Raw genomic sequence first — 24,165 nt, forward strand, 5'->3', positions numbered from 1 at the left:
CGCCAGCGACGCTATCTCGCGTCCGCCGGCTTGATGGTCCAATAGCGAGACGGATCGCGGTCGCAGGTGAACTGGAGGGCCGGGATGTTGTTCAAGTTGCTAACCCCGCCGGCAATCGTGAGGCACTTGCCGGTCTCCACGTTCGCCACCCGGAAACCGTCGCCTGCTTCAACCAGCCTCCAGCGCTGCCATTGACTGCCGTCGCAGTCGAATTGCACCGTCGGCGCGTTATTGTCGGTTCTTCCTTCCGCGACCGACAGGCACTTTTCGGTCTGCCTGTTCACCAGTACGACCTCGGGGTCGGCCGCCCGTATGCTCCAGAACCGTGCCGGATCGCGGTCGCAGTTGAACTGAAGGGCGGGGATGTCGTCGTCGGTGCTCACCCCGCCGGCGATCGTCAGGCATTTTTTCGTCAGCACGTTTTCGGCCTGAAAGCCGTCGCCGGTCGCGGTCAGCTTCCAGCGTCTCGAAGCGTCCCGGTCGCAGTTGAATTGGAGGGCCGGAACATTGTTTTCGGTGCTGACCCCGCCGGCAATCGTCAGGCATTTTCCAGTCCGCACGTTCTGCAACTGAAAACCGTCGTCCGTCTCGACCAGCTTCCAGCGGCGCCACCGGTCGCTGTCGCAGTCGAACTGTACTGCCGGCGCGTTGTTGTCGAGGCGCCCCTCGGCAACAGCCAGGCATTTGCCGGTCTGCATGTTTGCCAGCACCACGTCAGCCTCCTTGATTGCCGTAATGCAGGCTTCGAAAATCTTGCCCGGGGCCGCGGTTGGGTGCTCGGGCCGACTGATGCAGACCGCATTGCCGTCCAGCGAAGGATTGAATGGCAGGATAGCGCTGACAGACTGCACAGTGGCCAGGCGGTTCGCTCGCAGGTTAAGGGCGGTAAGCTTCGTCAGGCCCATCAAGGCGCGCGCATCTGCGATCCGGTTCTTAGACAGGTCGAGCGCCGTGAGTTCTTGGAGAAACCGCAGCGGTGACACGTCCGTCACCTTGTTGTTGGCCAGAACCAGCCGCGTCAAAGCCCGCGCCGAGGCGAGCGGTCGCAGATCGGCGATCTGGTTGGAACTGAGGTCGGCGTCGGTCAGCTTCTTCATTGCTGCCGCTACGTTGATGTTGCCGATCCTGTTTCGCGACAGATCGAGGAAGGTGAGCTCGGTCAGCTTTTCGAGATCGCGCGTGTCGGCAATTTCATTGCCGGACAAGGTCAGGCTCGTCAGATGGGTGAGTGTCGCCAGCGGCTCAAGGTTGGTCAGCCGTCGCCCGGCAAGGTCGAGCGTCGTGCTAGACGCGAGAAAATCCTGCGCGCTTGCGCACGCCGCCGGATTGCCCAGCGCGGAGGCACCGCCGGGTGTCAGGGCAAGCAATTCCTCGACTGTCGTCTGCTGAGCCGGATCGAGGTCATCCTTGATACACCAGCTGGCAAAGGTCGTCGGCCTGCCGACAAGCGGCGCGCCGGCGACGCATGCGATGGTATGAACCTTTCCGGCGAAGAATGGGGTGGGATCGGCGTTTATCGCCTGACTGAGGTTGAGTCTGAGTTCCGCGACAAGGGCCGCGCAGCCGGGAATGTAGAGTTGATCGGAAAAGGATGTTGACCCGAAATCGGTCGGGAACTGAAGGTAGTAGACGAGCCCACTGCCGCCGTCGTGCGCAAAGACCTTGATCGGGTAGTTCTCGTCGGACGGGCACAACAGCGGATTGGCGGCGGGGTCGGCCGCGATGACCGCATTGTCGACGGCCGTCAGCACTTGCGACGGAACGGTGGCGAAGCCCAGTCCACGGATCACCGCCTCTTCGTCAGCCTGGTCGTTGCAGCGGATGCGGTAGCCGCGTCCCTCGGTGATGAGCAGGGGATAGTGCAAGCGGCTGGCGTTCAGCGTCGGGTCCTCAAACAGGACGACCTTCGGCTCCTCGGCGCGGGCCGGACCGGCATCGATCGCCAGGAGCAGCGTCAGCAGGAGTAGCAGCGAGCCAGCGATGCGGTTCATCTGGTTTCTCCTTTCCGCTCTATTCGACCAGGGTGAAGCGGCCTGGCCCGCAAGCCCGGCTCGTATTGTCGCGTGCGATGTCGTTGCCCGGCAGCAGGAAGCTGGCGCTTGAGCCGCTGTCTGCGAAACTGACCGCACAGCGGAAGCCGGATACCGTCGAGGTGGTGAAATTCGCCGACGAACCACGCTCGAGCTGGATCGCAGAGCCGACCGCAAGGCCAGTGGCCGCGGGTGCGAAGCCAACCGAGCGGCCCGCCACGATCGCCCCGCGCAGAACCAGCGGATTGGCCGCGGAGACGTCGGTAGACTCCACCCGCATCAGGCTGTCGGAGGTAAGCACCGCGCCGAAGCGCGCGCGGACAATGCTGGAGCGGGCGGGCGTCTGGGCCGAGATCAGCAGCCGTGCCCTTACGCCTTGGATCGCCAGCATGTCTGCTTCCACCCTGAGGCCGCGCGCATAAAGATCGGCCAGGCACAGAGACACGCCACGCGCCACCGGCGACAACCCATCCGCCACGGTACCGATGGTCACATTGTCGAGCGCGACAGTGCCGTTCTGGGCGATCACGGCGACGACCTCGTCGGTCGTTTGATCGGCTGCCCGTGCCAGATCGATCCGCTCGAGCTCGAGCCGCGGCAATCCATCCGCGACGATGATGACGCCCGTCGCGGACAGGATGCATGACGAGGTTCCGCCCGGCACGCGGTTGGCGGTGCCGACGAGCCGCGTGCGGGTGATGCCGGGGGCCGGCGCCATGTGCACCGTCTTGAACGGCAGTCCTTTCAGGATCAGACTCTGCGGCACCTGGACCGCTGCGGGCAGTTCGAGCCTGAGATTGATCCGCCCGGCGCAATCGCCCTCGGCGGAGAATTGCGTCAGCGTCAGCGTGCCACCATCATTAATGCGGCGAATGCACGTATCGCTGGCCGAGCCGCGACAGTCGAAGCCGGTAGCCGGCGCCGGAGCGGATGTCAGCGCTCGATCGGTCTCGCCCATCCAATCGCCAATGCCGGGGGCAGACAGGCCGAGCGCCGAGGTGAGAAGCGGGCAGCCCGTGAAGGACAGGCTTCGCCCGTCCGCGAAGGTCCAGTCCAGCCGCGCATTGCCGAGGGAGTCAAGCGAGCTGATGGACGGGCCGGCTGGCAGCGGCGACAGGCCGAGGTCGATGCCCGGTTGCGCGAAGGCCGCGTGCTCGCGCTGATAGCCCTCGCAATTCGACAGACACAGGTCGACGAAGGGCGCCGAACGAAGCGCGGCGACCGCGTCGGCACCGAGTAGGGTTACGCCCTCGGCCTCGGCGATTCCGAAGAATGCCCGTAATTTCTTCTCTACCGCTTCCGCCGCAGCCGCATCGACGATGATGTCGCGCGTCGCCCTGCCGTCGAGGCGCACAATGGGCAGATAGGACGGCTGCACCCCTTCGCCGGGCGGCGTGTAGCGCACGACATAGACCGTGTCGCCGATGCTGTCGGCGCTGAGGAAGGTTTCAAACCGGTGCAGGCTCCAGCGGGCCGCGCTCGGCAGTGCCAGGTCCAACGGGCCGCCGAGATCGCCGCGCCCGCAATCGAGTACGAACGGTGTCCCCACGCTTGGCGGCGCGACGAAGCCCTGGAGCACCCCCGGCAGTTGCAGTCGCTCGCGGATGGCGAGCGCCGCCTTGATCTCCGCGCAGGCGGTAGGCACGGCGAAATAGCCGCTGCCCGAGGGGGAGGGGAGATAATAATTGCCCGATGCCGCGACATCGGCCCAGATCGCGGTTGTCGCCGGCCAGTCAATATCGAATGCGGTGCCAAGGCATGGCAGCCGTGGCTGCGCCCCGAAGCCGCTTTCGGCTTGAAGCTTGGCGAGCGTCGTCTGCGACACGGTGGCGGTGTCGGGCAGGTGCAGCAGCCGCTTCGCCTGGCCTGGGCTGGCGCAGCCGGCGAGTTCCACCGCCTTGCCGTCGAAAAGCGCGACATAGACGTCCTTGTTCTGGTCGGTCACGAAAGCGGCAAGCTGCGGCTCGGCGCTGGCCACCGAAGCGCCCGCGAGAAACAGGGCGAGCAAGGCGGCCGCCTGTTTCATCGCAATTCGCTCAGGCAGCTTGCTGCGCGGGCTGGATCCATGTTGACCTCGGTCATCAACGGATCGAGGCCAGCCGACTGGCACAACTCCTTGACCGAGATCGAGTGCGGCCCCTGGAAGTCGACCGTAAGGTTTCCGCTGGTGATCTGCCCGTTTTGGCCGACGCACAGCGGATTGTTGGCCAGCGCGGGCCGGCGGCAGGTGCGGATGACGTCGGCCATCGCGCGGCGATTGGTCAGTTCGCAGAAGTAGATCCGGCAGAGCGCGGCGACAGTGGCGCGGTTCTCGGCGTCAGCATTGATGATGCGCTTGATGTCTGCGACCAGCGCGCCCGCCTTGGCTTCGAAGGCGAGGCCTTCGACGCGGGTCTTCTCGCCGGTGATCTCACCCGAACGTTCCGTGATCTTCGGCATCAGGTTGATGTTTTCCGAGGTTATGAACAGCCCGCCTTTCCAGCGGTCGAACTCGTCAAGGATCGAGGTCGCCCTGAGGATCGCCTCGCGGTAGGCGCTGTAGATCGGCCCCATCTTGGTGTCGCGCGCCGCCTCGTAGACCTGGTTCAGCGCGGCATACTCCTTGTTCACTGCGTCGGCACCGGCCTTGATGTCGTCGATGCCGGCGCGCGAACTCTGCATCAGGCCCTCGGCGCGCTTAAGCTTTCGGGAAAACATCGCCGTGATCGGGCTCTCGACGCTGGCGAAGTAGCTCTCGATCACCTTGCCCGCCGACCCGTCGGCGAAGGCATCGATCTCGGTGTCGGACAGATTGGAGATCAGGCCGCACTGGGCGTCGAAATCGGCACTCAAGGGGCCGGCCTCGCAAGCGCTCATCTCGGCCAGCCTCTGGTCGAGCGTTCGGTTCGAACCGAGCCTTTCGGCATACTCGAACAACGCATGATTCCATTCAATCGCATTCAAGTCAGCCTGGCTGTGCCGCCGGTCGCGACAAAACAGCGTCTGTTCCATCCGGCTCTGGTTGCCCGAAGCGCGATAGGCGTCGAGGTGACGCGTCGCCTCGGCGCAGTTGGCCAAGCCCGAAATCAGACCGGCGAGCTGCTGGTGAACGGGCGGGAGTCCGCGTGTCTGCGCCTCTCGCATCAGGTTCGCCGCGCGTCGGCTGTCGTCGGGACTGCGGGCCGGGCGGTGGAAGACGCAGATGCCTTGCTCGAAGGTCTTCAGCGTGCCATCCAGAATGGCGGGCCCCTCGCAGTTGGGAGCGTCGAGAACGCGCGATTCGATCGTATAGCCGGCAAGATTGTCGACGAACAGGTCGCGCGCGACTGCTCCCGTCTCGCCAAGCGCCAGAGCAAGCGCTGCTGCGGCAACGACGGCTCTCACGGCGCGCTCGCGAAGATGAAATAGAGGGTGAACACAGCGCCATCGAACGGGCAGTCGCTCGGCTGGAGCGACAATCGGTACGAACCGATCAGCGGCGCGCCGAGATAGGGCAGGATCAGGCTCGTGTCGTTCGACGGTCCGGGCGCCCGCGGGAACTTGCGCGCCTGGTAGCGATCCTGAACCCAGTAGCGGATGATCCGGGTGATCTCGTCGCCGCTGTCGGCCTGGTTGAAAAAGGTCTGCAAAGCGACCCGCTCCGGCCCGACCGAAATGTCGGCGCGGACCTCGCTCGACCCCTTGGTCAGCGGCTTGAGGACGAAGCCGCTGCCGCGGTGTTGCAACGCGAAGCGGTTCCACTGCGTCCCTGTGCACTGGTAGTCGGTACCGACGAAGACGTCGATCAGGGTCAGGTTCTTGCGTTCACGGAATTTGTTGGGCGCCCACAGCGCGAAATAGCCGTTTGCCTTCATCAGCGCCTCGGTCGACGCGAAGGGCGAAACCTCGAACTCGACATTCTCGTCAAGCGCGAGCTTGCGGGCGAAGCCGGAATTGGCGGGCACAACGATCTGGGCGACATCGATATTGATCTGTCGCTCGTCGAAGAAGCGCTTGGCGACGATGTCGTCGATCATCGCCTGGAGCTGGGTTGCGTTACGCACATAGACCGCGGGCACAGTCGCCGCCTCGCCGGTGAAGGCCTGCACCACTTCAAAGCGACGGCGCATCAGGTGCATCAGCCGGTTGGCGGTCTCGAGCACGCGCCGCTTGGTCACCAGGTATTCGGGGATGCCCTTCATCAGGTCGGCGACGGTCTCCTGGGTAGCGATGAACAGATTCTTGCGCGTCGCCGGATCGTCAATCTGGGTGACGAGCTTCGTCATGTCCTCCTGTTGTTTTGTCACCTCGGCCTGAACGTTGCTCTGGAACTTCAGGATGCTGTCCTGCAGCGCGCGGCTTTTGAGACCGAGGTCCTTGGCCTGGTTCAGGCCTGCGACGAGTTCCTCGGTGTTGCCGCGCGACTGTGTGATGCGCTGTTCGACGAAGGCGAGCTCGGCTTCGCTCAGCGCCAGCATCTTGTCCTTCTGCCGGTCGCGCAGTTCGTTGATCAGGTTGGTCGAGGCATTCGATTCCTCGGCGAGGCCGGTTACGGTCGTCTGCGCAGCACGCACGCGCTCGATGCGGCCGTTGGTTGCCGCGACCAGTTCTGCCACGCGCGCATTGTCCTGGTTGAGCTGAGCTTCCGAGAGGGACAGCTTGTCGAGTTCGAGGTTGAGGATGGCGATCTCGTTGGTCAGCCGGTCGATCGTGCGTTGCTGGTCGGTGACCTGGAAACTGAGCATGTCGTTTTCGCGGGCCTGAAGATCGAGTCCGGCGAGGATGCGTTCGTGGTCGGACTTGAGCCGCGCCACTTGCTCGTCGATGCTGAGATCTTGGCTCTGGCAATCGACCGCCGCCATCGAGCCTTGCAGCGCCAATTCCTTGATGTCCTGTGCCCCTTGCGCCAGCCGGCCGGCCAATTGGAAATGGGTGTCGACCAGCGCCCTTGCCTTGAGCGCCTTGTCGAGATCGAGTTGCGCGATCGCCTGGCGGAGCTGCGTGAGGCGCTGCTTCAGCGCGTTGATTTCATTTATATTCGCCTGAGTGATCTGGCCGGTGCTGATGATCGTCGACAGGATGGATTGGGCCGCTTCCAAGGCCGCCCTGATCGGTTTGGCGACGTCCACCACAGTCGCGACACCACTGCCCAAGCCGCAGGCGCAGGTGATGATCTCGGGCACCGCAGCGCCGATCGAGTATGCACCTTGCACCGAAGTCAGGATGACCTGCGCGGCCTGTGTGGTGCCGTTGAACGCGACGAACCAAGCGATCACTTCCGACAACTGGCCGTCGACCTGGTCACGCGCCTCCTCAAGGTCCGCCTTTCTCCTCGCATAGAGGTCCCGCTCAGCTTCGTAGAGTTTCTTGGCGAAGTCCGTTTCCGTCTGGGAAAAAGACCCGCAATCGACGTTCGCAAGTTCCTGCGGCAGCGAGATGTTCGATGTGATCATCTGCTGGTCGGCGATCAGCGGCTCGACATCGGCGAAGTCGGCGCTGCCGATAACGCACTTCATCAGGAATGCTTTCGCTTGTGTCTGCGAGTTCAGGAGCTGGGCCCTGAGACCCGACTGACCATCCGGGCCGCACATCTGGGCAACGTATTGGTTGCGCGTGAAGGCTGGCGTCACGGTCTGGCATGCCTGTTCGCCCGCGAGCAACGGCGTGAACGGATGGTCGGCCGTATCTCCGATCAGGGCGAGCTGATTCTCGATGCCGCAAAGCTGCTCGCGGTCGACGGCCCGGCGGCGTTGATAGAGATCGGTCTGGCGCAGTTGCAGTTCGGTAATTGCGTCGTTGGCGCGGGCGATCGCGCCTTGGTTGTTGGCGATCTGGGTTTGAAGGATCTGCCGCTGGCGAACTGCCTGTTCGAGCTGGTTGGCGTTGCGCTCGGTCTGGCGGGCATATTCGGTGATCTGGCTCTCGAGCGAGGAAATCTGCAGATCGAGGTTCATCTGCGTCATTTCCCAGTTCAGCAGCCAGCGCAGTTCGTTGCGCCGCTCGACTTCGGCCTCCTTGGAGAGGACGATCAGGTCGAGTTCCTGCCTGTCATTGATCTGACGGCGCTGGTTTTCGAACTCGGCGATCTTCGTGCCGAGCTCGATCTCCAGCGACCTGATCTGCTGGCGATAGCCGAACGTGTCCTTCTCGGCGTCGACCGCGTTGATCTCCTGCTGGACAGTGGTGGCGAAAGTCTGCGCCTCGTGTTCCAGCTTGCCGATCTTGTGGGCGATCAGGTTGACTTCCTGACTACGGATCGTCCGCTCCTCGTCGAGCGCGCGCGTGGCTTCCCCTTCCTTGTTGGCGTACCACCGTTCAACCAGCGCCTCGACATTGCGCTCGACCTCGGTCAACCGCTGCTCGCTCTCGGTTAGGGCCTGCTGCAGGTCCTCGAACGGGATCGTCGTGAACTGCATCGGGTCGATATTGAGGAAGAGGAAGCCCTTGCGTACGCTGTCCATGCGCGCATCGAGGTCGCTCTGCTGCAGCAGCAGGTCGGCGCGAAGGTCGTCGTAGGTGGACTCGCCCGGAATATCCATTTGCGTCTCGACCAGCACCCACATGGCGGCTTCGTAGTTGGTGTAGGCCTTGGAGAGGTTGGGTTGGCTGTCGAGACCAGCGCCTCCGACGGCGCCCAGTGTATCGCTGACCAGGAAGTCGAGCGCCTTGACGCGAGCCTCCGAGACGGTCTGATACCACACGTCGCCGGTGTTCATCAGCAGTTGGATCTTCAGCGAAGACAGCGCCGTGAGCTGCCGCACGAAGGTGCGGTAGCTCGCATCTTCTCCCGCCGCCGTGCCCTGATCACCGCCTTGTTGTCGGGCGAGAATGCGAAGGCCCCGGTCGACGATCTCGATGCCTTGCCGGCCGAATTCCTGCGCGGCCTGCGGCGAAACCGGCGTATCGTTGCGGCTGACGCCGCTCGCCGACGACAGGAAGGGCATGTCGGCGGCGAGGAACAGGCGATAGCGTCCGAGTTGCAGGTGGCAGTCGAAATCGCACACGATCGCCAGCCGTCCGGTCGTCTCGTCGCCGCAGGTCGTCAGGAACTGTTCAAGTTCGCTTGCGACTTCACCCATATATTTTACGTCGGCTCGGAAATTGGCGATCTTGAGCAGCGTCGTCAGCTCGCCGGCATGGCCGGCGGCCGCGTCGATGTCGAGCGCCATGCAATCTTGCGCGCGCGCCATTCCCGCAGTGCCGAAGACGATGCCGGCAACCAGTCCGCAAAGCAGCAAGAACTGTCTCATGGCTGCCCCGTCGTCAGAAAGATCTCGGAAATCTGGCGCACATGCCGGGCAAGTTCGGCCATCTGGGCCTTGGAAAGCGACGGATTCTGGAACCGTGCCACCACTGCGCGGGCATGGTTGATACAGTCCTCGTAGGGGCTGCTGATTTTCGCGGTCAGCGCGCCAGTGTCGAGCGTGAGGTCGAGCGCTGAATACGCTCCGCCCAGTCCTGCGCAGGAAGAAAGCTCAGCTGTGATCGCCGGATCGTCGACAACATGCGTGAGATCGGACAGGGCCGTCATCACCCCTTCGATCTGCCCGACGATCTGCGCCATCCTTGCCTTCCCCTCTTCGAACTCCTTCAGCGAATCCGGCTGGTTGAGGCTGGAGAGATCGACGGCTTGCAGCGTCGCGATCGTCTCGGCTGCCTTCAGCTGATCCGCCTTGACTAGCACCATATTGGCCTGCGCGTTGCCGAGCACACGCTCAAGCTCCATCACCTCGGCCGACTTGATCGACACGTCCATCTCGTTGACCAGCGACTGGTATTCGGTCGAAGCGGTGTTCATCAGGTTGAGCGTATCGTCGACCTTCGTCCTGACCGCCTTGACGATCTGGCCGCGCACCCGCGTCTCGATCAGCGCGGTCGTCTCAGCGCGCCCGCGCACTGGCTTGGCCGAACAGACCAGCTTCGCCAAGGCGTCCGAGCCGAGTCGTGCCCGCACGGCCTCGACGATCGGGAATAGCGGACGCCAGGCGGCAGGCAGCGCATCCGCGCTTGCGCCCGACAAAGGCCCGACATCGATCTCGTTCATTCTCGTCAGATGCCGGCATTTCTCCGGCAAGTCGGCCCCCGAGAAGTAGAGTCGCCCGGTGATCAGATAAGCCTCGACGGCGGCTGCGTATTGTCGGCCGACGAGGGCGGCGAGCTCTTCGGCACTATCGGACGAAACTGGGGCGAAGAAGCGGTAGCGGCTGAGATAAATCTCCGCCCATGCGAGGCGGCGCATCAGTACCGAAGCATCGTCGGCCGAAAGCGGGATGACCGGAAAACCGACGCCGCGGCTGCCGCCCGAAGGGGCCGATGCCTCGCCGATTACCTCGCCGGCGAAGGGCAGGCCGAAATCGGGCTGTGTGGCCTCGTGACTTGGTTCGACGGCGGCGGGACCAGGGGCGAGCAGGCTGAACCGGGTCGTCTCGGGCGTCGCGCCAGAGAGCGTCGCGTTCCAGAAACTGTCGAGCTTCTCCGACGTGTAAGCGCGCTCCAGGATCGATGCGGCGCCGGCTTCGCCGGCCAGGACGCAACTGACGATCAGGAACAGCTCAAGGGCTCGGATGCTTGTCATCGGCAGTACCACACCCTGTCGGCCGCGCCAGCCTGGGCGCAAATTCCGGTCGCGGCGCCATGCGCTTTCCAGTCAGCCTTTATTTTGGCGAGATCGTTGAATGCGCCCTGTGCCGCATTGTCGGCATGAACCTCGGCGTCCAGTCGCCAGAAGGGTTTTGCCGGATCGGTCGGCAGCAGCACCCCGATCATGTTGATGTGGAACGCAGAGATTTTGAGAAAGTCCTCTGCGCTTGCGACAGTGTTGCGATTGAGATTGGCGTATTGCTCAGGTGTGACGTCGCCGAGCGCGCGCTTGAACTCCCCCTCCGAGACTTCGACGGAGCGCAGCATCTGCGTTGTCTTGGCCGCCAGCCCGTCGAGGATCGAGGTGTTGGCGACCAGCGTAGCGCCCGCACCGCTCACCGGTCCGAATATCTCTGCAAAAATGGCGCGGATCGCCTTCAAGTGCGTATCGGCCGATTTGATCTCGACGCGGCGCAGAGCGATGCCTGTCTCGAGATCGGACGCTCGACTGACGAAGCTCCTCAGCGCCAGTTGCAGCGTGTCGAACGAGGAACGGGCTTCCGCCGGCGGCTGCAGGAACACCGAGCGCGCATAGCGCACGGCTTCGCTGCGGGCAATGTCCTCGACGGTAGCGCGTGTCAGCGCCGATTCGGGACAGCCGGTGACGCCGCCAAGGTCATTCAGCATCTGCGCGGCATGATAGATTTGATCCATCTGTCGCATGGTGCCGAAGGAGCCGCTGGTGGTGAACGCAGCCTCGACGCCGGACAGATAGTCGGTCAGGTATTCGCGCGCGAACTTCACCATCTCGCACTGCACGCCGGCGGCGCGTTCACGAATATGGCGTCCGTAGAACGACGCACCGACAAAGTATTTCTGGTCGGGCGTCGGTTCGAACCGCTCGACGAAGAGCGACTGGATAACGGTATCATATTCGCCGCACGCATAGGTGCGTTCAAGACATGCGGAGTCGGTCTGCAGGTCGCACTGCGATAGCGCGGAGCCGCACATTTGCTGGGCTGCCGCGAGGTCAACCCCTCCGCCGAGCACAAGAACCGCGGCCAAGATGATCGCTGTATTGAAGACGCATCTCTTCAACATAACGACCAAAGGAAAATGCACAAAAGCCTCCCCTTCCGCCGAAGCGGCGGCCCCATTGCTTTTTTACTGGCAATATCTAGCAGGCTACTTTTGGTATTTGCTCGTTACAGCGAAAATTGGCAGCCAAAGGCGTGGCCAATTCAACCTCACATTCGCTATAAAACGCCTCAATAAAGTAAGTTAAAACAGTTTCTCTGTCAACACACCTGGCTTTTTGCGTTCCATCCCGGAAAACCCGGCCTAAGTGTCGAGGCAGTTAACACATCGTAAAGAATTGTCTTTTCCGCTGGCTTGGCCTCGTCCAAGCGTCGCTCCGCCACCGTTCGAGTGCGGAAGGTCACGATCTGGCCTGAGAAACTGCGCTGAGGAAGAGCAGACGTCCAGCAATCGCCTGGCGGTCGCCAATTTGGCAACTTCATAACGACTCTATGATGCCTTCCACGATCGCCGAAACATTAGCTCGCATAAGAGCGATATGGTGCTCAATAGGTGACGCCAGCAGCTAGTCAACGCCCGTGGCGGTCACCCCAAAGACGCACCATGCGCTTGCCTTCTTGGTCGCTTCAAGCGGACGCACCAGCGTCGTGGGTGCACTGAATGTGACGACCGCGAAGGACCCTGCCAGCCCTGGCCATTCAGTGCGCGTCCAGTATTCGGTTTCGCTACGCGCGAGCGGTGGCAGCTTGTATTGCGCGAACGCCTCGCGCTGCCTTGGCCAGTCCGCCGAATCGAGGCTCGTCAATTCCGCCATCGTCGGAAGTTGCCAGCCCATATCGCCATACGGCCCGCCTTGTCCGAGCGTAGCGCAATAGCCCATCGCTTCGCTCAGCGTGGCGGGCTGATCAAGCCTGTCTATCCTGGCAACGAGGCAAGTGCGTTGGTCAACGAAGGCCCTGCCGCCATGTTCAGCGAGCAGCCAGAAATTTTGGTCATTCAGCGGCTGGCGGGCCTGCTTATGCACAATACCGCAAGGTGCGGCTTGGGACTGCGGCGCCGACATGGTTGCGAAAACGGCAAAGCCAATGCTGAAAGTCGCAAGGGTAGCAATCCGAAGCATGCCTTCCTCCTCCCTGCACACGCGTTCCGCGTGCCATCCGAACAAGCGTACTTGAACCGGCGAACAATTAAAAGTTCCTGCACTTCGAAGATGACAGGAACTTCCTTGAATCTACTGCCACCATGACGGACATCCCAGTTGGTGCTCGGCCGAAAATCTGCTGCAAGAGTTTTCCATACACGGGGAACTGGTTGCGTGGCGTATGCCAACAGCCTGGAAGCATATTGGCGAACAGCCGACCACAGCTAACTCACTAGACCACACCGGGGGCGCCAAAGCGCGAGCGCGACGGCGCGACAAGGCCCGTTCGCTTAAGTGCGGAGCGAGTGTTGATCTATACCTAAAACAGCGAACGTTGCGCCGGCGCCTGTTCAGGCGCTGCCGCGAACTTGATCTGTGTCGCCGGTTTTTCGACGATCACCAGCGCGTCATCGGGCGTCGTGCGCTGCAGGTGCCTTGCCTCCGACCACGGCGCGGTGAGCCAGGTCTCGGTTTCTTCCGGCGTGGTCAGGATCACCGGCATTGCCTTGTCGTGGATCGGCGCGATCAGCGCGTTGGGCCTGGTCGTCATGAAGCCATAGACCTGATGATCGGCGGGGCCGTCCTTGACCTTGCGAGTGCCATGCCAATGCGTCCACAGACCGGCAAAGAAGAACAGCGGGCGGTCCTCGCCGAGTGCAAACCAGTAGTTGCGCTGAATGCCGGTCTCGGGGTCCTTGTCACCGGGCGTCGGGCTGGGCTCGGCGAAGCTGGTGACGGGCACAACGCAGCGGTTCTCGATGCCGAGATATTGCTGCCAGTGGCCGTATTGCGGATTGCGGATATTGGTGGTGCCATAGTCGGCCTTGCCCTTCACCCGCTCCAGTGGCGTCGGCATGCCCCACAGCAGATTGGCCAATTCGCGTTCGCCGTCCGGCGTGTTGCGCACCACAGGGCCTGGCTGGTTGGGATAGATGTCTATGGAGGGTTCGAGATTGCCGAGGATATCGCGCAAGGCGCGGGTCCACTGGCGAATGGCCTCCTGGCTGGTCGTGATGTTGTAGAGATTGCACATGGCCTGGAATGTGCCCCAATCGCTGCTGTGTCGCAACGTCCACAGGGCAATAGCATGGCTTCCAAGTCCCCTGAAATGACTAGCAGAACTTTAGCAAGACTTGGCTCGGTGAAGCTCAGGCGTGCCCCTCCTAGCAGCGTTAGAATGCATTCGAGCGGTGTTGGGTGTCGCGACCTCCGACGAGGGCCGGCTCCGCCCGGCCTGATCTCTGCGCAAGAATATCGCGTATCTAAGGTGCGCCTTGGCACTTGAGCGCCGGCAGGAATTGTCGCGCATCTGCAATGGGCGATAATTCCATGCCGCACCTTGTCGGACAGCAGTTCACCGCCAGGTCAGAATCGGGAATACTTTCGCTTGCTCGGGATCAGGAATCCGCCCTTTAGCAGCTCCAGGGCGTCGAGTGCCTCTTCTCCCTGCAAATTTGTCAGAGCTACCCCGTCTATGAAGACAACCTCGTCGTCGTCTATATCATAGACTTCCCAAAACCCATTCGTGACTCTTCGCAGGGCGTGACGACGTTCCATCAGTAGATGCTAATTGAGTCGCGCAAAATGGAGGAAAAATTTTGAGAACTGGCGAAATTTGCAGTGGAAAAGCTGGACGCGGCGCGCAAGCTTGCCCTCCGAAGCCCACGCGCCATCTGCGCCTTGGCAGCTTCCCTCAGCGGGCTCGGGTCATTGCCGTGGGTCCTGATGAGCTGCCGAACCTGGTCTGGCGTCAGGCCATTCTGCTCGGCGAAATATTTCACCTCATGGATTTCGTGCGCCGATACGTGGGTGCGATCTCGGAAATCCGGCTTGCTGTAGCCGTCAGCCATCCTGGTCCCCCTTCAGCCTTGGATCAACGGCAACGCTGGCAACTACTTTCGTCGGGGAGCCGCGGAATCGCCTTCTGTGCCACGGCTAGACGCCCTAAAGATGCAGCCGGTGATCCATTGGTTCAAACCTGGCGTGAGAAGGCTGCGCGTCAAGTATCTTTCGTGGCCATCGCAGCCACATTCGCCCATAGCTCGGTTCAGGATTTCTGGCCGGACGAGTGATCCTGAGCTTACCCGCTTTCGATCTGAAGCGTGCACAAACAAGGGTCCGCGTGCCAGATCCAGCAATGGCCTGCGGCCCTGGTCAGCGCATGAGCGCTGTCCTGCGGCAATGGTGGCTTTTGGCAGCTCGTGGATGGGCGAGGCACATAGGGGCCCAAACACGGCCTCCACGCTCGACAAAACGCTGCGTGCTAGAGGAACGGTGCGGCCCGGCACCCACCCGGCGGGGCTGTCAGCAAGATGCCGGGCCTGACCGGCGGGGTTAGAGGGGCAGCGCCGGCTATCGAAATATTAGCTCACGCTAATTGAAGCGAAGCATGCGAATGAAGGACGCAAGGGCCAGTCGATGACGAACAGGCCTAGCCTGTCTTGTCGTGTAGGTGCGTTCTGCGCTGCTGTGGACGGTATTTCTCCACCAGGCGGACATTGTCCAGATCAACTGTCACCAGCGGTCCCAGATCGATCGTCACTTTCTCCTCATCAATCCGGGTAACTTTCTCCTTTAAGCTCGATTTGCTGGCCTCGCTTTAGCTTCGAGGTGCTGTCCTTGATGGAATGAGGGAATTTGTAGCCCGGGATAGAGACGCTTATGCGATCCTTCAAAACCCGACGCCGAACTGTAGCGGTTAGTGCCACCTCATCTCCTATGCTGATCCGCGCCATGGAATGAGGGTGGAGCGGCCTTGGTAGTAGTCAAGGTATTGCTAATATAAGCGGGGCAAGCGATTCATGAACCGACAGGTATGGAACCGCCGGCTGCCACTGCCCGTTGCTGTCACATGACAAAGCACAAAAGCGGGATCAGCACGATGGACGGGCGCCAAGACAACACTTTTGAACTGTGCTGTCTCCTGGCCGTCCTTACGGTCCTATTGGCTGGATTCGTCCTGAGCTGACCACAACGCATCGGAACAGGTCGTATAAATATCGCCCACCGGATCGGCGTAAATCGTGGCGCGAGTGAGGTCTGTAGCTTAACTTTGCCCGTTTCTGAGTCATTTTGTCTGCAGCAATCGAGCCCCGGTGGGTAGCGTACGGTCTCTGCGCGCGCGCTTTCGCGGCTGCCTGGCCAATCCGTTGTGCCGTTCGAAAATTGCTAGCTTCTGCGGATAGGTGAGCCGCACCTTGGCTTTGCACCCGTCGCATATAAAGTGCGCGATCGTTCTTATCGCAGAGCCCTTCCTTACCATCGGATGCGAGCAATTCGGACATTCGAACGTGAGCGTAACGTCAGACAAATCCTGGGCCAAACCCATTTTTCATCTCCTGCGTTGCTGCGGCTAAACGCCAGCGAGTCTTGCTAGGCAACTCTGATGCCAATCCGATTGTGCCAAATCGGGAAATAGCCGCCTCACAACGCGGCGAGCTGGGCGCCCGCCAAGGACCGAAACTATCGGTCGGGACGTTAGGCTTGCCCAACAGGGTGCTCGGGCCAGCTCACATGACACTCGATTTGAGCTGAAGCTGCGCGTACGCTCGAGGAGGCGATTGCCGATATCGGCTCCAATATCGTCTCGCGCCCAGTCGTGGAGCGCCTGGAGCGACCCGACTTAAGGGCGAGCGCGCCAGTGTTCTGAGCAGTCTACTTAGCGACCACATTCGCAATCATTTCCCGTACCGCCTGGTTGCGAGCGATAGCGACGCGGGATGACCTGACCTCTCGTGGCGAGGTGGCGCTAAGTACGAGCAGTCGTTGGGACTTCGTCCAGGAGATTTGGACCTTTGCTCGCTGGCAACTGGCCGTCGGGAGTGAGCTTGTCCACTGCATCGGGGAGTTCTCGTGTGAGCCGGTCGAGAAGCTCGTCATGAGACAATCCGGTTTGCTCGGCCAGATCGTCCAACGTTTGCGGATCGATTGCTTTCTCAACCTGTTCGCGCTGAACGGGTCGGTTGGATCCCTTTCCTATCCAAGAATCCACCTGATCGCCCGCACCCACATTTCTGAGACGGTCCAGGATGTCGCCGAAGCCGCCGGGGGAGCCCGCGCTAGCGTTGGGGTCTGTCGATTTCCTGCCAGCGATCAACTCGCCGATTTTGTCCCTGTTCTTGTAGGCAAGCAGGCCAAGCAAGGCTATGGCGACCTTTCCTATGTCAAGGCTCATTTCGTATCTCCTTCCACAAGAAGGCAAAAGTCATGCGCGTTTGAAAGGTTCCACGGTTTGGGTCCGGAATTCCGGGCTAGCCGCGAACCAGTATATTAGCATCTCGGAACTTTCGGCCCTTTCGGGTGTTGGAACCTTGTACTCCGGCCAGACAGCAATTGTGTTCAGCTGTCGGGTCACACTGGCCCGTCGGCTTCGGTCGGCGGGCTTTTTGTTGTCTGGGGTGGAACACTCGCCTGTGACGATGGTTCGATCAGCAGTATCCACCTAGATCAGGCCACGCATAGGAGAACGCCGCTTGGCCACTTGGACCCAGAGAGATGAGAGACAGCAGCGCACGTCAGATGCTGCACGGTCATTAATCGATGTTGAACGCGCGGCCCGAGACGCAAAGACCGCTCGGCTCCGGGAGCAGCGGCTGAGCGCTGAAGACAAACCCTCCTTGGAAACACGCGATGGAACAGCTTCGCAGTGAAATGGCAGTCCTGGGGGACCTCGGCTTTTGGGTAGCGCTGGCGGTCGTGCTGGTGCCCTATGGGATCGGGGTTGCACTGCTTCTGTGGGTAGCCATTCCCCCGGCTCTGCAATAGGCTTCTCCGCCGTCGGGCTGGGCGCGCTGCAGCTGAAAAGGCCGGCCTCTTTCTGCGTTTATTGATCCCTCATTGCGTGGCAAAGGATCGAGACTAACTGGTCGAGCGGCCTTTCGTGAAGCGCGCCTTTCGGGCGTCTCACAAGGAAGTCGTCCACACTCATCCAGTCGACCGGATCTGAACTGACTTGGGGCCGAATTCGACATAGAGATGCAACTCTTCAGGCAAGAAGACGACCCGCCACGTTCCATTAGTATCGGCGGCAAGACTGCAGGTGAGACACGTCATGGCGAACTCCTTTTCGGACCGAGCTTGCCAGACCGCCTGGGGAATTCCATCGCAAGAAGGGGGTATTGACGCACCGAAAGGTGCGGCGATTTTGCCTTCGCCCTGGCTTGACTTGGCCATCTGATAATCTACGAAAATGGACCATCATTCGGGGAATCTGGGATGCGTTCTGGCATCGATGTTTCGGGCGTGCTGGCAGGCGATGAGGTCGACAGCTTCATCATCCTGCCACCGTTGGGACATCGGTCCGAACCGGTCTTGCGCGAAGTCGAGGCCTTCCTGAAAAGGTGTTTCCCCGAATACGACTTCTTCGCGAATGGTGACACGGAGCCTTTCGAGGGCGATTATCAGGCCCTGCCGATCTGCGGCGTTGGTGGCGACGAGCCGGGCACCCTGCGCGTTCTCGATCACCCGGAGCAATCAGTGATGATGGGCATCGCCGCGGCGCTGAAGGGTTTCAGGCCGGGACGGACGCCGGCGCTGAACTAAAACCGCCAGTTGGTGGACGCGTTACAGCTCATGCGCCTAAAATTGAGATGATCGCGCGCACCAGAGCAACCCCGAACTCCCTAAGCTTGGTGCAAGTCGCTTGATCGGGTCCCGCCGTCCGGGCAAGAGCGGCGGGACTTTTTTGTTGTCCGGCGGAACACTCGCCGCGACCATGGTTCCACCTCCCCTTCGCTACACATTTCGGGAAGAATAGGAAGGAAGGGCCTTGCCCTGTTTCGCGCCGGCGTCCTATCTAACCGACTACTTTCAGTTGTGGGGGACGGGTATGAAACAATTGGCCATTGGCTTTTGATATCGAGCATATCTCTGGCAGGGTGCACTACAGTTTCAACTAGCGGTGCGGATCGATGGCTTACGAAGTCAAATTTTGACGCGATTAACACCGCAATGGGGAAGAAAGGCATGATGCCCGCAGCCATCGACTGCCGGTTCGATAGCACAGGTCCGGGCGAAGCGGCCTATGGATCAAAAGTCACGTGGAAACCTGTCCCCCCCCAGAGACATTCGCTGGCAAATGCATGTCGGCACTCCCGATTACGTTGCGAGCAGTGAAGCTAAATCACGCGCAATCGGCCTTCATCGCGTGTTTTCGAAAAAGGTTCGTGACAAGGCAACGGGTCAAGTAGTTCAGTGTTCGATCACGACGAATTGATCCTCTCAGCGGTGCGGGCCATCCGATAACCCAAAACAGCCCCGGTCCCGGTGGTCCGGCCTCGTCGCGCTGATTGTTGTTGCAGGAATCGGTCTTTCAGCGGTGCTCGCCTTTCCGCATACCCCTTTGATTTGAAAACGCGGCACAAGCCAAAGTGAGCAACTTCGATCCAAGCTTTTTGCTAGCGTGCCTGATTTGCGGCGGAATATTCTTTGCGTTTGTGTTCATTCACAGCAGATGGCTGCGTGAGCATACAAAAGACTGGGTGCGGTGCGCCGCTGAAGTTTTGGATCGTATTGAAGGCGGTGACGGCCCCGATCGCTACCTGCTCAAATACGAGTTTGATGGCACCGTCTACCGTGTCGAAACCAGCCCCTGGTTAGTGCCTGTGTGCACGGCCAAGGCGGGATCGCAAATTACCGTTCTCATCAATCCATACAACCCGCACCAATGTGCAAGCAGGCCGCGCGGAATCACGTTCCGTTCACTCTAGCTAATATAAGCTTTGTACCTAGTATTCACTGGGTGCGTAAAATTGTAAGTACCGGCGGCGGCCGTCTCGAGTTCATCCCGCCGATGGAGCCCAAGCTGGTCCCAAAGCCACCCGAGGGCGAGCACTGGATTCACGAGATCAAGCTCGACGGCTACCGCACGCAGATCGTCATCAACAGCCCCGACGATATTCGTGCCTTCACCAAAAGCGGCGCGGACTGGACGAGCAAATACACCGGCCTTGTCGAAGCGGCACGCGAGCTCGACGTCAAGAACGCGATCTTCGAGGGCGAGGCGGTGGTCACCAACGCAGCCGGCCTGCCCGACTTCGACGCGCTGCAGAAGGCGGTCCACAGCGATCCCTACGCCATGATCCTCGGCGCCTGCGACATCATGCATCTCGACGGCTACGGATATCGGCTGCAAAGCCCGCCGCGAGATCCTGTTCGGCATCATCAAGCCGAACATCCGCATCCAGTTCAGTGAGTCGATACCCGGCGATCCGAAGGCGATCTTCTATCTCGTCGACCAGGCGGGGATCGAGGGGATCGTTTCCAAGCTCGCGGACAGCCCATATCGGAGCGGCCCGACATCGAACTGGTTGAAGACGAAGAGCTTCACGGTCCAGGAATATGAACTGATGGGTGTCGAGCGAGCCTGGCAAGGCTGCATTTGCCTTGCTGGCGCAACCGGGCACCCGAAAATATGTCGGGTCAGCCTTCATCAGCCTGGGTCGCGACATGAAGGAACGGCTGTGGAAGCGGGTCCAGGACCATGCCGGCCCGCCTCCGCAGGGCATCAAGAAGCGACCGGCGACGCAGTGGGTAAAGCCGGAGGAGGTCAAGCGGCGCCCCAAGCACCTCCGCGGCGAGCACAAATATATACGCAGCGCTTCGCTGTAAGGTTTCGGCGGTGAACCACATGGCTAATCCGCCACGACAAGGACTGCATCTATGGAGAGAACGCCTGTGCTGAAGGACGCGACCATAAGCACTGGGCGTCGGGACATGGATATAAGCTGCTCGATCTGCAACCAGCATGAGAGAGGCGCCGAACTGCGGGTCGCTGCTGATGCCTCAGTCCCGGATCGTTTTGTGCTGTTCATCCCTGAGGAGGGAGCCACCTATCAGGCGGTGGTCCGGTGGCGGAAGAACGATCGCCTTGGTGTGCAACTGTACGGCACGGGAGTGGTAATTCGGCCTTGATCAGCGCGCCCGGTCAATTCGCCACGCGGTTAATCTCTCGACCGTTTCGATGATCGCCTTTGCAAGCGCCTCGCCCTCATGCACCGGCTCAGGCCCGTAAAGCAGCCACACGGCATCCTCGCTCGGCAACACGCCGGCCGGGCAGGTCAGCTCGATCGCCCTGCGCACGAGCTGCAGGCAGCTGCGCTCGCCATATTTGTAGTTTTCATCCATCCCCGGATTCTGGTGCGACTCCGGCGGCCGTCAAGCACCTAGTCAAGGGAACTGACCATTTGCAGGATCAGCGTCAGCAGGATAAATCCAAAGGCTGACCCAAACCTCCCGCCAAAAAAATGGTGCGTTCTTTTCGACGCATGGCCTCCCTCCCAGAAGTACCCCTTGAGGCCTTAAACCACGTTGTTTCGCTTTGGCGAATATGCGCCATCGACTTAGGTGCGGGCCTATGGATAAACATGGGGGACACCAAATTCGGTCTGGCCAAGGATGCGGGTCCAGTTCCCAAGGTGCCCCGAACGGGAGATAGGCTGTACCCTCCGGGAGCCAACTGGGATCCGGGGTTTGCGAACTTCTCGCTTGTTAGGGGACACCGCGAACGCCCCATGAAGTCAAAAGCGTTTCGGGACTGGCTGGTTGCTGAGATGGATCCAAACGACGCCCTTATGGCAAGACTGAAATGCGCCCAAGAAGAGCCACCAGTTCCGCCTGACGTTTCGTTTCGGTCTTGGCGAACAGCGAGGCAAGCTGGGAGCGGATCGTGGTGCGGCTGAGGCGCCAACTGCGGGCAATTTCCAAAGGTGCATCGCCCCGAGCCAAACGCAACGCGAGGTGCGTTTCCGCGCTCGTCAAGCCAAACATCTTTTGCAGTGTCTGAGGATTTGGCCCCGACCTGTTCTCGCGGTCCAGCAACGCCACAATGCTCGTTCCGTCAGGAGCGATAAACCCGTTCTCGTCCAATATCACCGGCCTGTCGCCGCCGCTGCGGATCACCACCCAAGATAACGAGCCCGGCAGGAAATGGGCCGGAACATTCGCGATCAGCCGCCTCAAGGCCACGGAAAGCCCGCTGGCCGTATCTGCCACTTCGCCCTGGCGCTCCAGCGTGGTTTGAGCGGCAGCGTTCCATTCGACCACCTTCCTCTCGCGGTTCAGCACGAGATAGCCGCAGCCGATGCGATCAAGCATGCCGGTTATGGATTCCAGGCTGCGTGCTCTTGGCTCCCCGACCCCTGCGCCCAGTCGATCTGATGGACGATCTGAATAGGAATAAGAGGGCCCCTTCGTACGCGCCTCACGGTCATACTTGGTCCTCATCACAATGTATCGGTTGCCAGCTGCAGCTTCAGGGTGTCTATCGATCAGAGTCATTTTCTACCCCTGCCCAAAGTTTCACCAGCCCGAAGCAAATGGATTTCTCAACCACGCTTCCACAATACGTGTTTCTATACGAACCAAATTGAAGATTGTCGTTAGCTTCGCATCCAGAAACTTATCTCGGAATGCATTTCTTAAGATTTATTCATGCCGCCAAGCTGCCGATAGTATTCCTGCTCCCCTGTTTCCGACACCACCCAGCCCTCCCACGAAAGGGCAAGATTAGGAACTTCGTACAGCTCTTTTATCTCAAAACTGACCATAAATATGGGAGATCCCCATGACCACCACCGCCACCACGCCCCGCTCAACGAGCGTTACGAGCACCACCGAGTCAGCCAAGCCCTATCGCGGACGGCGGATGTCAATTTCCCGAAAAGCTCAACCTCAGGGGGCAATCTGCCTACGGTCTGCAGGACTAGCATCAACAGAAAAAACCCAAAGAACGACCCAAGAACCCCCGCCACCATAGCGGTGCGACGCTTGCCTCGCATGCTTCCTCCCTAGAAAGCGCTTCTCCCTCAGGGGGTAGACATCGCTGCCAGCTAGAAAGCCAGCTAATTGTCGTGGGGGTGTTGCTTGCTCGACCACCAGATCAGGTAGATTGATCCGATCTTAAGCACCGGGACGCGCCTGTCGCGCTCACGGGTACGCAACTCGCTAGGTTTTCACCTTCGGAGGCGCGACAACGCAAAGTTCACCGGCCCGGCCAAGCGCCGACTATTTGACAAGCGCGCAAATGGCATATGCTGTCAGCGTCCAAGCTGTTGGGAGCGTAGTGGCTACATGCGCTTGTGCTACCCACCCCGGAGCTGGGGAAGTAACCGGCAAGCTCCTAGAAATTAGAGCATTTGAATTTGACGCGCTGGCACCGCCACCTATCACGACTTTTGGCTTGGGACACCAAGCCTGTGCGGATTTGTCTGGGCTTGTATCACTCGCACTTGCATAGTGGGCGATTTCCCAACCGCTGACGCCGTCCTTCCCCGCTGGACCCTCAGCCCCCATTGCACCTTTAGGTCCCTGCTTGCCGGGCAGACCTTGTGGACCGACAGGCCCTTGGGGCCCTGGGGGGCCCGCCGTTGCGCAACCTGCAAGCAACGCGACACATGTTAGAGTGGTAATAATTCTCATGACCACCTCCCCGGTTTCCCGGTGAGTTTGACGACAAAAACATTCGCCAAATCGAGCGAATGTATCGTAAGCGGTGTTTCCGGACCACCTTTCGGGAGTGGTCGCGATCTGTGAGGTTGCCGATCCTGTATTGGGATCGGAGATCGGCTTGTGTCTGGACTTGACCTTACGCTTGACCCGGAGCGGCAGCTTCGACGTTTCGAGGTGATCAACGGTGCCGGCGGTCGGCGTCACTGGTCGGTGGATGACAAGGCGCGGATCATCGCGGAGACGCTGGAGCCGAACGCAATCATTTCCGAGGTCGCCCGTCGGTATGGCCTTAGGCCGCAGCAGGTCTTCGCCTGGCGCCGCGAAGCGCGCAAACAGGCCGCTTCGGTGCAGCAAGATTCTCCTGCCTTTGTGCCGGCGGTTTTGGCGGCGGCGGAACCTGTAGCCAGCCGTTCACCGAAGCAGCGGAAGCGGCAAGCCACCCGAGATGCCGGCATGATCGAGCTTGAGATCGACGGCATCGCGATGCGCGTCGGCCGGGGCGCCGATACCAAGACGGTGGCCGCAGTGATCCGCGCGCTGAAGGCGACGTCGTGATCGGGCCGACGGGTGCGGTCAAGGTCATGGTGGCGACGAAGCCCGTCGACTTCCGCAAGGGTGCTGAGGGATTGGCGGCGCTGGTGCGAGAGACAATGGGGGCCGATCCGTTCAGCGGGGCCGTCTACGTCTTCCGGGCGAAGCGGACTGACCGGATCAAGCTGATCTTCTGGGATGGCACCGGGGTTTGCCTCTATGCCAAGCGTTTGGAGGATGGGGAGTTCCGCTGGCCGAAAGTGCATGACGGCATGATGCGGCTGACGGCCGCGCAGCTCTCGGCGCTACTCGAAGGTCTCGACTGGCGGCGAGTCCACGAGGCGCGCCGGACCCGTGTTCCAGCCCAGGCGGGCTGACCCGCGACGAAGTGAATCAGCCTGGATTCCGCTGTCGCGGGCTGTCGGCGAATATGGTCTGATC

Annotated in this window: 18 protein-coding genes; 6 read left to right on the plus strand and 12 right to left on the minus strand. The window is 60.9% G+C overall.

Features of this window, described 5'->3' with window-relative positions:
• Window positions 1–11: 11 nt before the first annotated feature.
• The 10 genes from NKG60_RS23715 to NKG60_RS23760 all read right to left on the minus strand — a co-directional run bounded on the left by NKG60_RS23715 (window position 12) and on the right by NKG60_RS23760 (window position 16,921).
• Complete coding sequence (locus NKG60_RS23715; protein WP_352975725.1) at window positions 12–1,991, minus strand: RICIN domain-containing protein; 1,980 nt, start codon at window positions 1,989–1,991, stop codon at window positions 12–14.
• 19 nt (window positions 1,992–2,010) lie between these two features.
• Window positions 2,011–4,056 carry a hypothetical protein gene (locus NKG60_RS23720; protein ID WP_352668131.1) on the minus strand — a complete coding sequence of 682 codons (2,046 nt, stop codon included), beginning with the start codon at window positions 4,054–4,056 and terminating at the stop codon, window positions 2,011–2,013.
• Window positions 4,053–5,393: a hypothetical protein gene (locus NKG60_RS23725; protein WP_352975727.1), complete on the minus strand. Its 1,341-nt coding sequence runs from the start codon at window positions 5,391–5,393 to the stop codon at window positions 4,053–4,055. The genes NKG60_RS23720 and NKG60_RS23725 overlap by 4 nt, the downstream gene beginning before the upstream one ends.
• Complete coding sequence (locus tag NKG60_RS23730) at window positions 5,390–9,238, minus strand: coiled-coil domain-containing protein (RefSeq protein ID WP_352975728.1); 3,849 nt, start codon at window positions 9,236–9,238, stop codon at window positions 5,390–5,392. The genes NKG60_RS23725 and NKG60_RS23730 overlap by 4 nt, the downstream gene beginning before the upstream one ends.
• On the minus strand, window positions 9,235–10,563 hold the full coding sequence (locus NKG60_RS23735; protein WP_352975729.1) for a hypothetical protein: 1,329 nt from the start codon (window positions 10,561–10,563) through the stop codon (window positions 9,235–9,237). The genes NKG60_RS23730 and NKG60_RS23735 overlap by 4 nt, the downstream gene beginning before the upstream one ends.
• On the minus strand, window positions 10,560–11,633 hold the full coding sequence (locus tag NKG60_RS23740) for a hypothetical protein (protein ID WP_352668138.1): 1,074 nt from the start codon (window positions 11,631–11,633) through the stop codon (window positions 10,560–10,562). Before NKG60_RS23740 ends, NKG60_RS23735 begins: the two co-directional genes overlap by 4 nt.
• A 538-nt stretch (window positions 11,634–12,171) precedes the next feature.
• Window positions 12,172–12,747 (minus strand): Lcl C-terminal domain-containing protein, encoded by a 576-nt coding sequence (locus NKG60_RS23745; protein WP_352975731.1) that lies wholly within the window; start codon window positions 12,745–12,747, stop codon window positions 12,172–12,174.
• 319 nt (window positions 12,748–13,066) lie between these two features.
• On the minus strand, window positions 13,067–13,780 hold the full coding sequence (locus tag NKG60_RS23750; protein WP_352975732.1) for an SOS response-associated peptidase: 714 nt from the start codon (window positions 13,778–13,780) through the stop codon (window positions 13,067–13,069).
• A 523-nt stretch (window positions 13,781–14,303) separates the two neighbouring features.
• Window positions 14,304–14,597: a DUF3606 domain-containing protein gene (locus NKG60_RS23755; RefSeq protein WP_352566616.1), complete on the minus strand. Its 294-nt coding sequence runs from the start codon at window positions 14,595–14,597 to the stop codon at window positions 14,304–14,306.
• A 1,898-nt stretch (window positions 14,598–16,495) separates the two neighbouring features.
• Window positions 16,496–16,921, minus strand: coding sequence for a YidB family protein (locus NKG60_RS23760; protein ID WP_352492784.1), 426 nt, complete (start codon window positions 16,919–16,921; stop codon window positions 16,496–16,498).
• 1,040 nt (window positions 16,922–17,961) lie between these two features.
• Here NKG60_RS23760 and NKG60_RS23765 point away from each other — a divergent pair.
• The 4 genes from NKG60_RS23765 to NKG60_RS23780 all read left to right on the plus strand — a co-directional run bounded on the left by NKG60_RS23765 (window position 17,962) and on the right by NKG60_RS23780 (window position 20,355).
• A complete protein-coding gene (locus tag NKG60_RS23765; RefSeq protein ID WP_352492785.1) occupies window positions 17,962–18,288 on the plus strand; it encodes a hypothetical protein in 327 nt (108 codons plus the stop codon).
• Window positions 18,289–19,115: 827 nt separating this feature from the next.
• Window positions 19,116–19,454 carry a hypothetical protein gene (locus NKG60_RS23770; RefSeq protein WP_352492786.1) on the plus strand — a complete coding sequence of 113 codons (339 nt, stop codon included), beginning with the start codon at window positions 19,116–19,118 and terminating at the stop codon, window positions 19,452–19,454.
• A 32-nt stretch (window positions 19,455–19,486) separates the two neighbouring features.
• The gene (locus tag NKG60_RS23775) at window positions 19,487–19,939 is read left to right on the plus strand and encodes an ATP-dependent DNA ligase (RefSeq protein WP_352492787.1); all 453 of its coding nucleotides are present in this window, start codon (window positions 19,487–19,489) and stop codon (window positions 19,937–19,939) included.
• A 158-nt stretch (window positions 19,940–20,097) separates the two neighbouring features.
• Window positions 20,098–20,355 carry a hypothetical protein gene (locus NKG60_RS23780; RefSeq protein ID WP_352492788.1) on the plus strand — a complete coding sequence of 86 codons (258 nt, stop codon included), beginning with the start codon at window positions 20,098–20,100 and terminating at the stop codon, window positions 20,353–20,355.
• A 303-nt stretch (window positions 20,356–20,658) separates the two neighbouring features.
• Here NKG60_RS23780 and NKG60_RS23785 read toward each other — a convergent pair whose 3' ends face one another.
• Both NKG60_RS23785 and NKG60_RS23790 read right to left on the minus strand, forming a co-directional pair.
• A complete protein-coding gene (locus tag NKG60_RS23785) occupies window positions 20,659–20,871 on the minus strand; it encodes a hypothetical protein (RefSeq protein WP_352492789.1) in 213 nt (70 codons plus the stop codon).
• 444 nt (window positions 20,872–21,315) lie between these two features.
• Window positions 21,316–21,840 (minus strand): helix-turn-helix transcriptional regulator, encoded by a 525-nt coding sequence (locus NKG60_RS23790; protein WP_352492790.1) that lies wholly within the window; start codon window positions 21,838–21,840, stop codon window positions 21,316–21,318.
• Window positions 21,841–23,367: 1,527 nt separating this feature from the next.
• Between NKG60_RS23790 and tnpA the strand changes: the two genes are divergently transcribed.
• Window positions 23,368–23,748: an IS66-like element accessory protein TnpA gene (gene tnpA, locus NKG60_RS23795; protein ID WP_292644753.1), complete on the plus strand. Its 381-nt coding sequence runs from the start codon at window positions 23,368–23,370 to the stop codon at window positions 23,746–23,748.
• Window positions 23,745–24,101, plus strand: a complete 357-nt coding sequence (tnpB, locus tag NKG60_RS23800) for an IS66 family insertion sequence element accessory protein TnpB (RefSeq protein ID WP_023709031.1) — start codon at window positions 23,745–23,747, stop codon at window positions 24,099–24,101. Before tnpA ends, tnpB begins: the two co-directional genes overlap by 4 nt.
• Window positions 24,102–24,165: the final 64 nt, after the last annotated feature.

The organism is Mesorhizobium sp. M1428 (assembly GCF_040317515.1).
Lineage (GTDB): Bacteria > Pseudomonadota > Alphaproteobacteria > Rhizobiales > Rhizobiaceae > Mesorhizobium.

What these genes read in the sequence shown, in the direction of transcription:
- NKG60_RS23715 (WP_352975725.1), bottom strand. Translation starts at nt 1,991, where the DNA reads ATGAACCGCATCGCTGGCTCGCTGCTACTCCTGCTGACGCTGCTCCTG.
- NKG60_RS23720 (WP_352668131.1), bottom strand. Translation starts at nt 4,056, where the DNA reads ATGAAACAGGCGGCCGCCTTGCTCGCCCTGTTTCTCGCGGGCGCTTCG.
- NKG60_RS23730 (WP_352975728.1), bottom strand. Translation starts at nt 9,238, where the DNA reads ATGAGACAGTTCTTGCTGCTTTGCGGACTGGTTGCCGGCATCGTCTTC.
- NKG60_RS23735 (WP_352975729.1), bottom strand. Translation starts at nt 10,563, where the DNA reads ATGACAAGCATCCGAGCCCTTGAGCTGTTCCTGATCGTCAGTTGCGTC.
- NKG60_RS23750 (WP_352975732.1), bottom strand. Translation starts at nt 13,780, where the DNA reads ATGTGCAATCTCTACAACATCACGACCAGCCAGGAGGCCATTCGCCAG.
- NKG60_RS23755 (WP_352566616.1), bottom strand. Translation starts at nt 14,597, where the DNA reads ATGGCTGACGGCTACAGCAAGCCGGATTTCCGAGATCGCACCCACGTA.
- NKG60_RS23760 (WP_352492784.1), bottom strand. Translation starts at nt 16,921, where the DNA reads ATGAGCCTTGACATAGGAAAGGTCGCCATAGCCTTGCTTGGCCTGCTT.
- NKG60_RS23765 (WP_352492785.1), top strand. Translation starts at nt 17,962, where the DNA reads ATGCGTTCTGGCATCGATGTTTCGGGCGTGCTGGCAGGCGATGAGGTC.
- NKG60_RS23785 (WP_352492789.1), bottom strand. Translation starts at nt 20,871, where the DNA reads ATGGATGAAAACTACAAATATGGCGAGCGCAGCTGCCTGCAGCTCGTG.
- NKG60_RS23790 (WP_352492790.1), bottom strand. Translation starts at nt 21,840, where the DNA reads ATGCTTGATCGCATCGGCTGCGGCTATCTCGTGCTGAACCGCGAGAGG.